The 13409-nt window shown below is 73.3% G+C and carries 15 protein-coding genes; 9 read left to right on the top strand and 6 right to left on the bottom strand.

Features of this window, described 5'->3' with window-relative positions; translation table 11 throughout:
- The first annotated feature begins 95 nt into the window (after positions 1–95).
- From folB to ACIRRS_RS33690, 4 genes are all read left to right on the top strand, one after another.
- On the top strand, positions 96–455 hold the full coding sequence (folB, locus tag ACIRRS_RS33705; protein WP_030059580.1) for a dihydroneopterin aldolase: 360 nt from the start codon (positions 96–98) through the stop codon (positions 453–455).
- A gap of 42 nt (positions 456–497) precedes the next feature.
- Positions 498–1094 carry a 2-amino-4-hydroxy-6-hydroxymethyldihydropteridine diphosphokinase gene (gene folK / locus ACIRRS_RS33700; RefSeq protein ID WP_402979190.1) on the top strand — a complete coding sequence of 199 codons (597 nt, stop codon included), beginning with the start codon at positions 498–500 and terminating at the stop codon, positions 1092–1094.
- 154 nt (positions 1095–1248) lie between these two features.
- Positions 1249–1737, top strand: coding sequence for a DUF3180 domain-containing protein (locus ACIRRS_RS33695; RefSeq protein WP_402979187.1), 489 nt, complete (start codon positions 1249–1251; stop codon positions 1735–1737).
- Between the two features lie 136 nt (positions 1738–1873).
- A complete protein-coding gene (locus ACIRRS_RS33690; RefSeq protein WP_402979185.1) occupies positions 1874–3022 on the top strand; it encodes a hypothetical protein in 1149 nt (382 codons plus the stop codon).
- A gap of 68 nt (positions 3023–3090) precedes the next feature.
- Here the strand turns inward: ACIRRS_RS33690 and ACIRRS_RS33685 are convergent, their stop codons facing one another.
- Together ACIRRS_RS33685 and ACIRRS_RS33680 are read right to left on the bottom strand one after the other, a co-directional pair.
- Positions 3091–3666 (bottom strand): TerD family protein, encoded by a 576-nt coding sequence (locus tag ACIRRS_RS33685; RefSeq protein WP_402979182.1) that lies wholly within the window; start codon positions 3664–3666, stop codon positions 3091–3093.
- A gap of 146 nt (positions 3667–3812) precedes the next feature.
- Positions 3813–4310 carry a hypothetical protein gene (locus ACIRRS_RS33680; RefSeq protein ID WP_402979179.1) on the bottom strand — a complete coding sequence of 166 codons (498 nt, stop codon included), beginning with the start codon at positions 4308–4310 and terminating at the stop codon, positions 3813–3815.
- A 67-nt stretch (positions 4311–4377) separates the two neighbouring features.
- On the opposite strand from ACIRRS_RS33680, the gene arfB reads away from it, so the two are divergent.
- Positions 4378–4809: an alternative ribosome rescue aminoacyl-tRNA hydrolase ArfB gene (gene arfB, locus ACIRRS_RS33675; RefSeq protein ID WP_402979178.1), complete on the top strand. Its 432-nt coding sequence runs from the start codon at positions 4378–4380 to the stop codon at positions 4807–4809.
- Between the two features lie 46 nt (positions 4810–4855).
- On the opposite strand, the gene ACIRRS_RS33670 is transcribed toward arfB, so the two are convergent.
- A complete protein-coding gene (locus ACIRRS_RS33670) occupies positions 4856–5383 on the bottom strand; it encodes a flavin reductase family protein (RefSeq protein ID WP_402979176.1) in 528 nt (175 codons plus the stop codon).
- 382 nt (positions 5384–5765) lie between these two features.
- Here ACIRRS_RS33670 and ACIRRS_RS33665 point away from each other — a divergent pair, with 382 nt between their 5' ends.
- Together ACIRRS_RS33665 and ACIRRS_RS33660 are read left to right on the top strand one after the other, a co-directional pair.
- Positions 5766–7550 carry a diguanylate cyclase domain-containing protein gene (locus ACIRRS_RS33665; RefSeq protein WP_402979173.1) on the top strand — a complete coding sequence of 595 codons (1785 nt, stop codon included), beginning with the start codon at positions 5766–5768 and terminating at the stop codon, positions 7548–7550.
- A gap of 171 nt (positions 7551–7721) precedes the next feature.
- The gene (locus ACIRRS_RS33660; protein ID WP_402979171.1) at positions 7722–8753 is read left to right on the top strand and encodes a hypothetical protein; all 1032 of its coding nucleotides are present in this window, start codon (positions 7722–7724) and stop codon (positions 8751–8753) included.
- Between the two features lie 64 nt (positions 8754–8817).
- Here ACIRRS_RS33660 and nagA read toward each other — a convergent pair whose 3' ends face one another.
- Both nagA and ACIRRS_RS33650 read right to left on the bottom strand, forming a co-directional pair.
- Entirely contained in the window at positions 8818–9999 is a 1182-nt protein-coding gene (gene nagA / locus ACIRRS_RS33655; protein ID WP_402979168.1) for an N-acetylglucosamine-6-phosphate deacetylase, read from the bottom strand.
- The gene (locus ACIRRS_RS33650; protein ID WP_402979166.1) at positions 9996–10943 is read right to left on the bottom strand and encodes an ROK family protein; all 948 of its coding nucleotides are present in this window, start codon (positions 10941–10943) and stop codon (positions 9996–9998) included. The genes nagA and ACIRRS_RS33650 overlap by 4 nt, the downstream gene beginning before the upstream one ends.
- Before the next feature lie 354 nt (positions 10944–11297).
- Here ACIRRS_RS33650 and ACIRRS_RS33645 point away from each other — a divergent pair, with 354 nt between their 5' ends.
- Positions 11298–12548, top strand: coding sequence for an extracellular solute-binding protein (locus tag ACIRRS_RS33645; RefSeq protein WP_402979163.1), 1251 nt, complete (start codon positions 11298–11300; stop codon positions 12546–12548).
- Between the two features lie 64 nt (positions 12549–12612).
- Here ACIRRS_RS33645 and ACIRRS_RS33640 read toward each other — a convergent pair whose 3' ends face one another.
- Positions 12613–13002 carry a cupin domain-containing protein gene (locus ACIRRS_RS33640; protein ID WP_402979160.1) on the bottom strand — a complete coding sequence of 130 codons (390 nt, stop codon included), beginning with the start codon at positions 13000–13002 and terminating at the stop codon, positions 12613–12615.
- 100 nt (positions 13003–13102) lie between these two features.
- On the opposite strand from ACIRRS_RS33640, the gene ACIRRS_RS33635 reads away from it, so the two are divergent.
- Complete coding sequence (locus ACIRRS_RS33635; protein WP_402979157.1) at positions 13103–13330, top strand: DUF3263 domain-containing protein; 228 nt, start codon at positions 13103–13105, stop codon at positions 13328–13330.
- Positions 13331–13409 lie beyond the last annotated feature (79 nt).

Here is a 13409-nt window from a genome sequence, read left to right as displayed (position 1 = left end):
GAAACGGAGTGGCGGGCCGTGCCGCCCGCCTCCGCCCTGCCCGTTCACGCTGTTTTCCGGGCGGGCCCGTCCGACTGGGAGCAGTGATTCGTTTGCTGGACCGCGTCACCCTGCGGGGCCTGCGTGCCCGGGGCCACCACGGAGTCTTCGAGCGCGAGCGCGTCGAGGGGCAGACCTTCGTGGTCGATCTGGTGCTGTACCTGGACACCCGCCCGGCCGCGTCCGGCGACGACCTCACCCGCACGGCGCACTACGGCATCGTGGCCGAGGAGGTCACCGCGATCATCGCCGGGGAGCCGGTCGACCTGATCGAGACCCTGGCGCAGCGCATCGCCGACCAGTGCCTGAAGCACGAGGCGGTCGAGGAGGTCGAGGTCACCGTGCACAAGCCGGACGCCCCGATCACCGTGCCGTTCGACGACGTGACCGTGACCATCCACCGGGGCCGCGCATGACCCCCTCCGCGCACCCGGTACCCGAGGCAGAGGACTTCCCCGATGAGCAGTGACCGGATCACCGAGCCGAACGCGTTCGACCTGGAGAGCCGGGTGGACTCCGCCGACACCACGCTGCACGGGCAGCGCTGCGCGGTCGTCGCGCTGGGCAGCAACCTGGGCAACCGGCTGGACACCCTCCAGGGTGCCGTCGACGCCCTCGCGGACACCCCCGGGCTGCGGATCAAGGCCGTCTCCGCCGTGTACGAGACCGAGGCTGTCGGCGGCCCCGAGGAGCAGCCGAACTACTACAACGCCGTCGTGGTGCTGCGCACCTCGCTGCCCCCGCGGGACCTCCTGGAGCGCGGCAACGCGATCGAGGACGCCTTCGGGCGGGTGCGGGACGTCCGCTGGGGCGCGCGCACCCTGGACGTCGACATCCTGGCGTACGAGGGCGAGCTGAGCGACGACCCGGAGCTGCTGCTGCCGCACCCGCGCTCGCACGAGCGCGCGTTCGTGCTCGCGCCCTGGCTGGACGCCCAGCCGGAGGCCGAGGTGCCCGGCCACGGGCGGGTGGACGCGCTGTTGGCGGCGCTCGGCGGCCCGGACGCGCAGGGCGTCAAGCGGCGTGACGACATCGGGCTGACGCTGCCCGAGTAGGCGGCCGTCGGGGCCCGCCGGGGAACTCCTCCGGGGGCCCCGGCCGTACGAGTAGATGTCCGCCCGGCCGGGCCCGGTACGGTGGCCTGGCGCCTGCGCGCCGGGACACCGGGGCGGCCGGCGGCACCGCCACCCCGGGAAGGACCTGCACCGCGTGAAGCTGCTTCGCCTCCGTCTGCTGATCGGCATCACCGCCGCCACGACGGCGCTGTCCTGGGCCGGCTCCAAGCTGTGGGCCTCGCTGGACACGCTGCCCGCGGTGCCGGCGGCGGCGCCGGTCGTTCTGGCGGCGGTGGCGGTGATCCTGCTGGCGACCGCGCTGTCGCTGCGCGGCCGGCTCAAGGCGGTGCGGGAGCGCCAGCCCGGTGCGAAGGGCGTGGACCCGCTGCTGGCGGCCCGTGCGGTGGTGCTGGGGCAGGCCAGCGCGCTGGTCTCCTCGGTGGTCACCGGGATCTACGCGGGCGCCGGGATCTTCCTGCTCGGCGAGCTGGACGTGTCGGCCCGCAAGGACCAGGCCGTCACGGCCGGCCTCGCGGTGCTGGCGGGCGCGGCGGTGATCGCGGCGGCGCTGTGGATCCAGCACGTGTGCAAGCTGCCGGAGAACCACGACGACCCGGGCGGGCCGGCGGCCTCGCACCGCTGAGGCCTGCCGCGTGGGCCGTGGATCTTCGGTGATCTTGCGTGAACGGCCGAGCACGTGCGGTGGAACTCGCCCCCTGTCAAGGGACGAAGTCGACCCTGGGCTGACACGGCCCCAATTCGCACGCTAGTTTCTTGGCATGTCTCGCGGACGCCACCGTCATTCCTCCGTCCTCGGCCGGATCTTCCCCCCCACCGCCGCCGGCGTGCTCCTCGTGGCCGCCCTGGCCGCGTTGCTCGTCAGTCAGGACACCGTCCTGGTGCGCTCGGTGGGCGTCGCGGCCGTGATCGCGACGCTCGGCTTCGCGCTGCTGCTGCGTCAGCGGGACCGGGCGGCCCGGGCGGCCGCCGAGACGGCCGTCGCGCAGCGGATGCGGGCCGAGGAGCGGTTCGAGGAGCAGCTGGCCGAGGCCGAGTACGCGGCGGAGGTCGCGGAGGAGCGGGCGACCCGCTTCGGGCGGCGGCTGACGGCGGAGAAGTCGCGGTTGGCGAAGGCCGAGACGGAGATCGCCCGGCTGCTGCGCGAGCGGGCCGTGGCGGTGGCCGAGCAGGCGCTCAAGGAGGCCGAGGCGGCCCAGCGGGCGCTGGCCGCGAGCCGTCCCAAGCACCCGGCGAGCCCGGCGGCGTACGTCCGCGCGGCCTCCGCGCTGCGGCAGATGGAGCGGCGGGCGGCCCAGGAGGCGGCGCGGCGCGAGGCGGAGCAGGCGCGTACGGCGGGCGCAGTGGTCGCGCTGAGGGCGCGCACCGCTCCGGCCGCTCCGGCGGCCACGGCGCCCGCTCCGGTGGCCGTGCCGGCCCCGGTGGCGCCCTCGGTGCCCACGCCGGAGCAGGCGCCGGTGGCCGAGACCGCGCAGCGGCCCGCGACGGTGGTGCCCACGCCGGTGCGTCCGGCGCTGACCGCGACGGTCGGCCAGCTCGGCGGCACGCCCGGCACGCCGGGTTCGGCGCCCGTGGTGCCCGCGGTGCCCGCCGTGGCGGAGCGGCAGCGGCCGCGCCCGGGGCAGTCCGGTCAGGGGCGCGGGCCGGGCTTCAGCTTCTTCGGCCGTACGCCGGGTGCGGCCGTGAGGGCCGCCGCTCCGGCGCCGTCGGTGGGCAGCATCGCCGAGCTGGGCGAGCGCGCGGACCTCGCAGACGTGGTGGGCGACGAGGCCGTCGCCGCGAAGGCGAAGGCCGAGGCGGGCGCCCTGGCCCAGGAGGAGCAGGTGTCGCAGGCCCCCGAGGTGGTGGACCTGACGCCGGAGGACGAGACCGAGCTGATCGAGCTCCCGGAGCTGCGCGCCTCGCGCTGAGCCCGGGCGGGAACGCGAACGGCGCGGGAGGTCGTGGAGACCTCCCGCGCCGTCGGCGTACCCGGGTGTCAGATCTGGACGCCGAAGTCCTGGGCGATGCCCGCCAGGCCGGAGGCGTAGCCCTGGCCGACCGCGCGGAACTTCCACTCGCTGCCGTTGCGGTACAGCTCGCCGAAGATCATCGCCGTCTCGGTGGCGGCGTCCTCGGAGAGGTCGTAGCGGGCGATCTCGGCGCCGCCGGCGGCGTTGACCACGCGGATGTAGGCGTTGCGGACCTGGCCGAAGTTCTGGCCGCGGGCGGTGCCGTCGTAGATGGTCACCGGGAAGGTGATCTTGACGGCCTCGGCGGGCAGGCCCGCGAGGTCGACGTTGATCGACTCGTCGTCGCCCGCGCCCTCACCGGTGCGGTTGTCGCCGGTGTGCACGACGGTGTTGTCCGGTGAGCTGGTGTTGTTGAAGAAGACGAAGTGCCCGTTGGTGAGCACCTTGCCGTCCGCGTTCAGGACGATCGCGCTGGCGTCGAGGTCGAATTCGGTGCCGGTGGTGGTCCGGACGTCCCAGCCCAGGCCGATGCTGACCGCGGACAGGCCGGGGGCCTCCTTGGTCAGCGAGACGTTGCCACCCTTGGTGAGGCTCACTGGCATGACGGTGCAGTCCCTTCGATCGCTTTTCCCGGGACAACGCGGATTCTCGGGGGCTTGGTTCCGCCCGGTGCGGGAATTCTGCGCGGATTCCCCCCGGCTTCCCCCGGCGGGCGTCAATGCCGGGCAAAGCCGGGGCAATGCGTCGGTCAGATCCTCGGGAAACGGCCCTGGAGGGTCCAGATGTTCGGATTGTCGGCCAGATCGGGGTGCATGTCGAAGAGGTCGGCGAGGGTGTCCTGGAGGAAGTCCCGGGCCTCGCGCCGCAGTTCGGAGTGGCGGACGACGGCGGGCGGCTCGTCGGGCAGCCAGGTGGCGGTGACCTCGACCCAGTTGAAGCGGCGGGCGAAGCGCAGCAGCTCGGTGTTCTGGGTGAAGTCGAGGTCGGCGGTCTGCACCCGGGCGGCGCGGGAGCCGTCCGGGTCGCGGTCCAGCTGCTCGGCGATGTCGCACAGGGCCCAGGCGAAGTCCAGGACGGGCACCCAGGCCCAGCGGGTGGACAGTTCGGCGCCCTCGGCGTCCAGGTAGACGTCGCCGCAGAACAGGTCGTACCGCAGGGAGCGCACGGGGGCGGTGCGGTAGTCCGTCTGCGGGGGGTCGGGGAAGCGGTTGGAGAGGGAGTAGCCGAGCTCGATCACGTAGGCCATTGTCGGGGCTGCGGGCCCGCGCGGATAACCGGGTGACCGGGCACCGCGCGGGCGGGATGATGGGCGCATGACTGAGCCCATCCGCGTACGGGGGTCGGTGGTCGTCCCCGACGCCGAGCTCGTCTGGCGCTTCTCGCGTTCCTCCGGCCCCGGCGGCCAGCACGTCAACACCTCCGACTCCAAGGCCGAGTTGCGCTTCGACCTGGCCGCCTCGAAGGCGCTGCCCGAGGTGTGGCGCGAGCGTGCGCTGGAGCGGCTGGCCAACCGGCTGGTGGACGGCCGGGTGCTGGTGGTGACGGCCTCGGAGTTCCGCTCGCAGTGGCGCAACCGGGAGGCCGCGTCGGTGCGGCTGGCGGCGCTGCTGAGCGAGGCCTGCGCGCCGCCGCCGAAGAGCCGGCGGGCGACGAAGCCGAGCCGGGGGATGGTCGAGCGGCGGCTGTTCAGCAAGCGGCACCGCTCGGAGGTCAAGCAGGGGCGCCGGTCCCCGAAGGGCGAGTAGGCCCTCTCCCGCTGGGGCCTCTCCTGCTGGGCCCTCTCCTGCGGTTTCAGCCCAGGGGGCGGTAGCCGCCGCGGAAGTAGAGCAGGGGGCGTCCGCCCGGGTCGGGGACGGCGGCCTCCAGGACGCGGCCGATCAGCAGGGTGTGGTCGCCGGCCGGTATGCGCTGCTCGGTGCGGCACTCGACGGTGGCCAGCGCGCCCTCGATCAGCGGGGCGCCGGTGTGCGCGCCGCGGCGGTGCGGGGTGTCCGCGAACAGCAGCCGGTCGCTGAGCCGGCCCTTCATGGCGAAGCGGGAGCCGAGCGCCTTCTGGCCCTCGGTGAGCACCGAGACCGCCCAGGTCTCGGCCCGGGAGAGCACCTCGTCCATCCGGGAGTCCTCGCGCACCGAGATCAGCACCAGCGGCGGCTCCAGCGACACGGAGAGGAAGGACGTGGCGGTCATGCCGACGTCCTCGCCGTCCTCCGGGTCGTGGACGGTCACCAGGCTCACGCCGGCGGCGAGCTGGGAGAGGGCCGCCCGGAACTCGTCGGGCGTGGCGTGGGAGGCAGCTTCGGGCTGCGGGGACGGGTACACGTACCGCACGGTAGTCGTCGCGCAGGGGGTGCGGTATCGGGCCCTGGTCGTAGGACCACCGGCGCAGCCGGGGGGTTACGGGCCGTGGCGGAGATCACTCCCGGATCACTCCTGGGGGTGAAGCGAGGGGACTGGCGGGCGGCAGCGGTCTTCAGCGCGGGGCCCCGGCGGTCGACCACGGGAATTGTCCTGATAGCGGGTTTCGTCCCGCTATGGGCGGATGAACTGATTAAGGGCGCATTAGTTCTATGTGATTTAAGTCACAACAGGTGGCCTATTGCTGACCGAGCGTGCCGAACGCTGTGCTCCCTGTGATTCAGTTCTTCTGGCAATCGGACGATAACCAATCAAGAACCATCCGAAGCAGCCGGGGAGCCCCCGCATGGAAGCCGAGTCGGAGCCGTACGTCCGTCTCGCGACCCTCCGCACCTTGCACCGGGTCGTGGCGGACCTCAACGCTGCCCGCAGCCTGGCGGGGACGCTGCAGGCCGTCGTCGAGGGCGCGGTGCACGGGCTCGGCTTCGACGCCGCCGCGGTCAGCCTCGTCCGCCCGGACGGCGACCTCGTGGTGGCGGCCGTCTGGGAGCTGGAGGAGAGCACCATGGGCGGCCCGTCCGTGCTGCTCGGCCAGGTCGGCTCGCGGGAGTCCTGGGACCGGCTGCTCGGCGTCAGCGACCACTGGGGCACCCTGCGCTTCCTCCCGTACGACCGGGGCTGGGCCGTCGCCAGCGACATCCCGCGCTGGATCGGCGACGGGCCGATGCCCGTCTACGCCAACGACTGGCACCCCGCGGACGGGCTGCTCGCCCCCATGTACAGCGCCGGTGGAGACCTGCTCGGCGTCCTCTCGGTGGACCGCCCGCGCAGCGGCAAGCGGCCCGGCGCCTGGACCCGCGAAGCCCTGGAGATGTTCTCCCTCCAGGCGTCCATCGCCATCGGCAACGCCCGGCTACGCGCGGAGATGCAGCGGGCGCTCGCCCGGCTGGAGAAGGAGCAGCAGGCGCTGCGGGCCAGCGAGGAGAGCTTCCGCCAGGCCTTCGAGTACGCGCCCAGCGGCATGGCCATCACCGAGCTGCACGGCGCCGGGCGCGGGCAGCTGACCCGCGTCAACGACGCGCTCTGTCGACTGCTCGGCCGCCCCCGCGCGGTGCTGCGCCAGCAGAGCTTCGCCGACCTCGTCCACCCGGAGGACCGCGCCCTGCTGGAGCGCACCAGCGCCGAGAGCGGCCGGGCGGAACTGCGGCTGTCCCGGCGGGACGGCGGCTACCAGTGGGTCTGCCTGCGCAACTCGATCGTGGCGGACGCGGCCGAGGGCCCCAGCTTCCTGCTCACCCACGTCGAGGACATCGAGGACCGCAAGCGGCACGAGCTGCAGCTCGCCCACCGGGCCAGCCACGACGCGCTCACCGGCCTGCCCAACGGCGCCGAGCTCAAGGCCCGCCTCGCGCGGCGGCTCTGCGCCGAGGTGCCCACCGGCGCCGCCGTCGCCGCCACCGGCGGGGCGGTCGAGGCGGCCTACCCGACGGAGTACGGATACGCGGCGGACTCCTACGCGGCGCACGCGGTGCACGCCGCCTCGGAGGCCTCCGACCCGTACGGCGCGGTGCACGGGTACGGCTCGGAGGACGGCCGGCCGGCGGCCGACCTGGGCTTCGAGCACGTGCACGCCGTCGTCCCCGAGGACCAGCCGGGCGGAGAGGCGTGGTCCGCGTCGTTCCGCGGCGGCCCGGCGGCCGCGCAGGACAAGGGCCTCGCGGTGCTCTTCTGCGACCTGGACGGCTTCAAGTCGATCAACGACCGGTTCGGGCACAACGCGGGCGACTCGGTGCTGGTCGAGGTCGCCCGGCGGCTGAGCCAGGCCGTCCGGGACGGCGACACGGTCGCCCGGCTCGGCGGCGACGAGTTCGTGGTGCTGGCCGACGGCATCGGGCGCGAGGAGGCCAAGGACCTCGCCCACCGGCTGCGCAACGCGATCATCCCGCCGATGCGGATCGACGGGCGGGCGATGCGCGTGGGCGTGAGCCTCGGCGTCGGCTGGGCGGGCTGCGGGATGAGCATCGAGGAGGTGCTCCACACCGCGGACGAGCGGATGTACGACGAGAAGCGGGCCCGGGGCGGCGCGGTGCGCGGCGCGCGGGGGGAGCGCTCGCACCGGCGGGCGGGGTGAGCGGACGGCGCTCGGGGTGAGTCGGGGGCGCTCAGGTTACCCGCGAGTTGTCAAGGGTTCTTTCCCGGTGGTCGGGTGCGGCAGGTAGGGTTCCGTGGAACGACAGCGTCCATGATCCGTGCCGCGGGCCCGCAGCCAGGCGGTGCCCACCGGATGGGGGAGTAGACCACCGTGACGACCGCCGGCAGCAACGGAGTGCCCGAGGGCCAGGGGGGCGGTGCCCCCCAGGACGACGACCCGTTCGGCTACCTGTACCGCCCGGCCGAAGGTTCCCCGGCCTCCCCGGCCTCGCCGGCCGAGCCGCAGCAGGGCGTGCCCCGGACGTCGTACAACCGGCCGATGGAGGTCGGGCGCGCGCAGTACGGCCAGGGGCCGCGCGGGCCGCAGGCGCCGTACGAGCAGCAGGGCCACCCGCAGCAGTACGGCCAGCCGCAGTACGGACAGCAGCAGCCCCCGTACGGACACCAGCAGGGCGAGTACGGCCAGCAGCAGGGCGCCGAGCACGGCGCCGCCCCGACCCAGCAGAACCGCTACGCGGAGCACTCCCGGCCGCAGCCGGGGGAGGAGCGGCCCGGCCGTGAGCACAGCAGCGGGCGCAGCAAGGGCGCGGTGATCGGGGCCGTCGCCGTGGTGGCGGCGATCGCCATCGGCGCGGGGATCGCGCTGTCCGGCAGCGACCCGGACACGGACAAGAACGCCAAGGGCGGCACCTCGACCGTCGCCCCGCCCGTCCCCACCACCCCGGCCACGGGCAGCGGCACCGGCACGCCCTCGGCGAGCGCCTCCGCCACCTCGGGCCCGGGCACCGTGGACGCCTCGCAGCTCCAGGGGCAGAACGCCCCGTCGGGCAACACCGTCAAGGGCGCCAAGTCCGCGGACGGCGGCTACCTGACGCTCCAGCCGGGCGGCTCGGTGTCCTGGACGGGGGACATCCCCACGGCCGGGGCGTACAAGCTGAACGTGCACTACAACTACGCCGGCGCGGACATCAAGGGCGCGGTCTCGGTGAACGGCAAGGACTGGCCGAGCGGGATCACGTACAAGGTCTACGGCGGGGCGGCGCCCAAGGACCAGGCCTCCGCCTGGTTCAACACCTGGATACTGCCGCAGTTCCAGGCCGGGTCGAACACGGTGACCTTCACGGTGCCCTCCGGGGGGCCGGTGCTGATCGACCAGATCACCATCGAACCGGGCACCGGCTGACGACGTGACGCACGAAGGCCCGCCCGACCCCGTACGACGGGGTGGGGCGGGCCTTCGCGCGTGATCAGGCCGGTGCGACCGGGGAGAAGCGGTCCGCGCCGAGGACCCAGCGGCCGCGGCGCATGACGGCGACCAGGTCGAAGGTCTCGGAGTCCACCACGACCAGGTCGGCGAGCTTGCCGGTCTCCAGCGAGCCGATCGAGTCGGAGAGGCCGAGCAGCCGGGCCGGGGTCGTGGAGAGCGACTCGACGGTCTGGTTGAGGCTCAGCCTGTTGACCGTCACCGAGCGCTTGAAGGCCACGTCCAGGGTGAGGGTGGAGCCGGCGATCGCGCCGCCCTCGACCAGCCGGGCGACGCCCTCCTTGACCTCCACCTGGAGGGGGCCCAGCGGGTACAGGCCGTCGCCCATGCCGGCGGCGCCCATGGCGTCGGTGATCAGGGCGACGCGGGCCGCGCCGGCGGTGCCGTACGCGAGGTCGAGGACGGACGGGTGCAGGTGCACGCCGTCGTTGATCAGCTCGACGGTGACCCGCTCGTCCTCCAGCAGCGCCACGATCGGGCCGGGGGCGCGGTGGGCGATGCCCGGCATGGCGTTGAACAGGTGGGTGGCGACGGTGGCGCCGGCCTCGACGGCCTCGAGGGTGGTCGTGTAGTCCGAGTCGGTGTGGCCGACGGCGGCGATCACGCCGAGGTCGGCGAGCATCCGCACGGACTCCAGGCCGCCGGGCAGCTCGGGGGCGAGGGTGACCATCTTGGCGTGGCCGCGGGCCGCGTCGACCAGCTTGCGCACCAGCGCCGGGTCCGGGTCGCGCAGCAGGTCCGGGCGGTGGGCGCCGCAGCGGTTGTGCGAGATGAACGGGCCCTCGAAGTGGACACCGGCGAGGACGCCGTCCTCGACCAGCTCGGAGAGGACGGCGGCCTGGCGGGCGACCTCGTCGATCTCACCGGTGACGGTGGAGGCGATCGTCGTGGTGGTGCCGTGCTCCAGGTGGGTGCGGGCCGCCCGCAGGGCCTCCTCGGCGATGCCGGAGGCGTAGGAGGCGCCGCCGCCGCCGTGGACGTGCAGGTCGACGAAGCCGGGTACGACGGTGTACCCGGTCAGGTCCAGGTCTCCGGCCTCGGCCTCGCCGCCGAAGCCTGCGATGCGCTCGCCCTCGACGGCGAGGCGATCGCCGTCGACGACGCCGCCGGGAAGGACGAGGCGGGCGCCGGCGAGGGCGGTACGGTCACGGTCCGCGGTGGTCACGCGGTCACCTCCAAGGAGAGCAGATCCCAGGCGAGCAGGCCCGCGCCGAGGGATGCGGCGGTGTCTTTGAGCATGGCGGGTACGACCTTCGGGGGCATCTGGAAGGTCAGGCGCTCGGTGACCGCCGCGCGAAGGGGGGCGAAGAGCGTGTCGCCGGCCTCGGCCAGCCCCCCGCCGACGATCACCGTGGACGGGTCGAGCAGGCTCTGGGCGAGGACGACGCCGTCCGCCAGGGCGTCGACGGCGCCCTGCCAGACGGCGAGGGCGCGGTCGTCCCCGGCATCCACCGCGGCGGCGCAGGATGCCGCGTCGGCGTCGGGGTCGCCGCTGGCCTCGGCCCAGGCGCGGGACACGGCGGAGGCGGAGGCCAGCGTCTCCAGGCAGCCGCGGGCGCCGCAGCCGCACAGGGGGCCGCCGGGGCGGACCACGACGTGGCCGATCTCGCCGCCGTAGCCGTGCGATCCGGCCTCGATCCGGCCGTCGATGCCGATGGCGCCGGCGATGCCGGTGCCGAGGGCGATGAACAGGAAGCGGTCGACGCCGCGGCCGGCGCCGAGGCGGCCCTCGGCGAGGCCGCCGGAGCGCACGTCGTGGCCGAGGGCCACGGGGATCGGTCGACTGCCGGGAGCCGCGAGGCGCTCGCCGAGGAGCTTGCGCAGCGGGAGGTCGCGCCAGCCGAGGTTGGCCGAGTAGACCGCGATCCCGTTCTTCTCGTCGATCGTCCCCGGGACGGCGACGCCGGCGGCGAGGGGGGCGACGCCGTAGCGGGCCCGTCCCTCGTCCGCGAGGTCGGCGGCGAAGTCGAGGATGGCGGTGACCACGGCGTCCGTACCGTGCTCCCGCCCGGTCGGTCGGCGTGCTTCGAACAGCACGGAGCCGTCCTGGGCGAGCAGCGCGGCCTTCATGCCGGTGCCGCCTACATCGAGTGCGATGACGTGCTTCACGGAGGACAGTTTCCCTTGGTCGGGTCGAAGAGGTCTAGTCCAGTTGTCGGATTGGTCTGGTCCAGGTTGGGTGAGCTTTGTCGCAGATCCGGGGATGTGGGCGGCTTTGGGCAGGGGGCGGGAAGGGGCGCCCGCGAGGGGATTTGTTCATCCGGTGTTGCGCATCGTGCAACGACCTCCGCACTTCGATAACTACTGGGTGGGCTCGGTCGAGTGGTGTGGACCAGTGGGCGCCGCGTTTGGCAGTGTGGCGCCTCCCCACGCCGGAGTCCCTCCTCCGGCCGTTCTTTTCCTCCGAAGGCGGTACCCGCGTTGAACAGGCGCGCCCACGTCCCCTCCCGTGTGCCTCTCCGTGTGCTCGGTACCGCGCTGGCCGGAGCCCTGGCGCTCACCACGGTCAGCGCCTGCGGCGGGCAGGGGGACGGGCCGGTGACCCTCAAGCTGGTCGCCGCGGACTACGGGGAGAGCCCCGAGACCAGCTCCAAGCACTACTGGGACGAGATCGCCAAGGGCTTCGAGGCGGCCAACCCCGGGATCAAGATCGACGTCGAGGTCGACAGCTGGACGGACATCGGCAAGAAGGTCGAGGACATGGTCGCGGCCGGGAAGTCGCCCGACCTGCTCCAGACCGGCGGATTCGCCGACCAGGTCGCCGCCGACCGGCTGTACCCGGCGGCGGACGTGCTCTCGATGGACACCCAGGCCAAGTTCATGGAGAACTTCGCGCACGCCGGGCAGGTGCTCGGCACCCAGTACGGGATCCCGTTCGTCTCGTCCTCGCGGGTGCTCTTCTACAACAAGGCGGTCTTCCGGCAGGCCGGGATCACCCAGCCGCCGGCCACCTGGAACGAGCTGCGGCAGGACGCGGAGAAGATCAAGTCCAAGGTGCCGGGCGTGACGCCGTACGGGCTGCCGCTGGGGCCCGAGGAGGCGCCGGCCGAATCGATGCTGTGGACGCTGAGCGGGGGCGGGAGCCTCTCGGACGACGTCGGCAACTACACGATCGACAGCCCGCAGAACCAGGCGACCTTCAGCTGGCTCAAGAACAACCTCGTCGGGCCGGGGCTGACGTACTCCGACCCCGGGAAGATGAACCGCACACCGGTGTTCCAGGACTTCGCGGCCGGGAAGGTCGCGATGCTGAACGGGCACCCGACACTGCTGCGGATGGCCACCGCCGGGAAGATCGAGTTCGGGACGGCGCCGATCCCCAAGAAGGACGGGATCGGCAGGACCGGGAGCCTCGGGGTCGCCGACTGGCTGATGGCGTTCAAGGCCAACGGGCACAAGAACGAGATCAAGAAGTTCGTCAGCTACGTGTACGGCAAGGACAACCAGCTGCGGTTCGACGAGCAGTACAACCTGCTGCCCGTCACCCAGGACGCGTTCACGCAGATGACCGGGGACCCGAAGCACGAGGACCTCAAGCAGTTCGCGACGGGTCTGACCAACGCGAGCTTCTACCCGTTCGGGGACCCGGCCTGGGGTGAGGTCAGCAACCGGATCAAGGCGGGGATCGGGCAGGCGGTCACGGGGGACCCGAAGCAGGTGCTCCTGGGGATCCAGGACGCCGCCCTGAAGGAGGCGGCGCGGGTTCGGCAGTAGGGCTCCCAGGGGGTGGGGGCTCGGTCGGGTGGTGGGCGGCTCGGTCGGGTGGTGGGTGGTTCGGTCAGGTGGTGGGGGCGGCGAGGGTGATCGCGTAGGTCTTGCGGAGGGTCTCGTGGACCGTCCAGGTGGTGCGGTCGCCCTCGCGCAGGACCGCGCAGTCGCCGGGGCCGACGTGGAGGGTGGGGCCGCCCTCGATCTCGATGGTGGCGCGGCCGGTGAGGACGGTGAACACCTCGTCGGCCTCGACGTCGGTGACCACGCCCGGGGTGATCTGCCAGATGCCGTGGAGGTGGCGGCCGTCGGGGGACTCGTGGAGGACCTTGCCGGTGACCTCGGGGGAGCCGGAGAGGATCTGGGCGGGGTCGAGGGGGTCGGGGGTGAGGGTGGCGGTTGCCGCGTGGAGGGTGAAGCTCGGGGTGCTCGGGGTGCTCGGGGTGCTCGGGGTGGTCATGGGGATGACGCTAGCCGGGTGAGGTGGGCGGGGTGGGCGGCAACGTGTGTCGGGGGCGGGCCGGAGAATGACACTCCGTAGGTCGTAGGAGGTGTTGCCGGTGAGCGGGTTGAGTGAGCGGGAGCGGGCGGTGCTGGCGCTGGAGGGGCGGCAGTGGCGGACGGCGGGGGCGAAGGAGCGGGCGATCCGGGAGGAGTTGGGGCTCTCGGCGACGCGGTACTACCAGGTGCTGAACGGGTTGTTGGACCGGGAGGATGCTTTGGTGGTGGCTCCGGTGTTGGTGAATCGGTTGAGGCGGGTGCGGGAGGCTCGGCGGGGGGCTCGTTGAGGGGTGGGCTCTCGGGAGGGTGGGGGCCGGGGGCGGCTCCGGGGGTGGGGGGGGCGCGGGGGGGGGGGTGTTTTTTTAT

Origin of the sequence: Kitasatospora sp. NPDC101183 (assembly GCF_044767945.1) — a bacterium.
Classification (GTDB): Bacteria; Actinomycetota; Actinomycetes; order Streptomycetales; family Streptomycetaceae; genus Kitasatospora.
The sequence above is the reverse complement of the archived record's forward strand: the minus strand, read 5'-3'. Positions and strand labels throughout refer to the sequence as shown.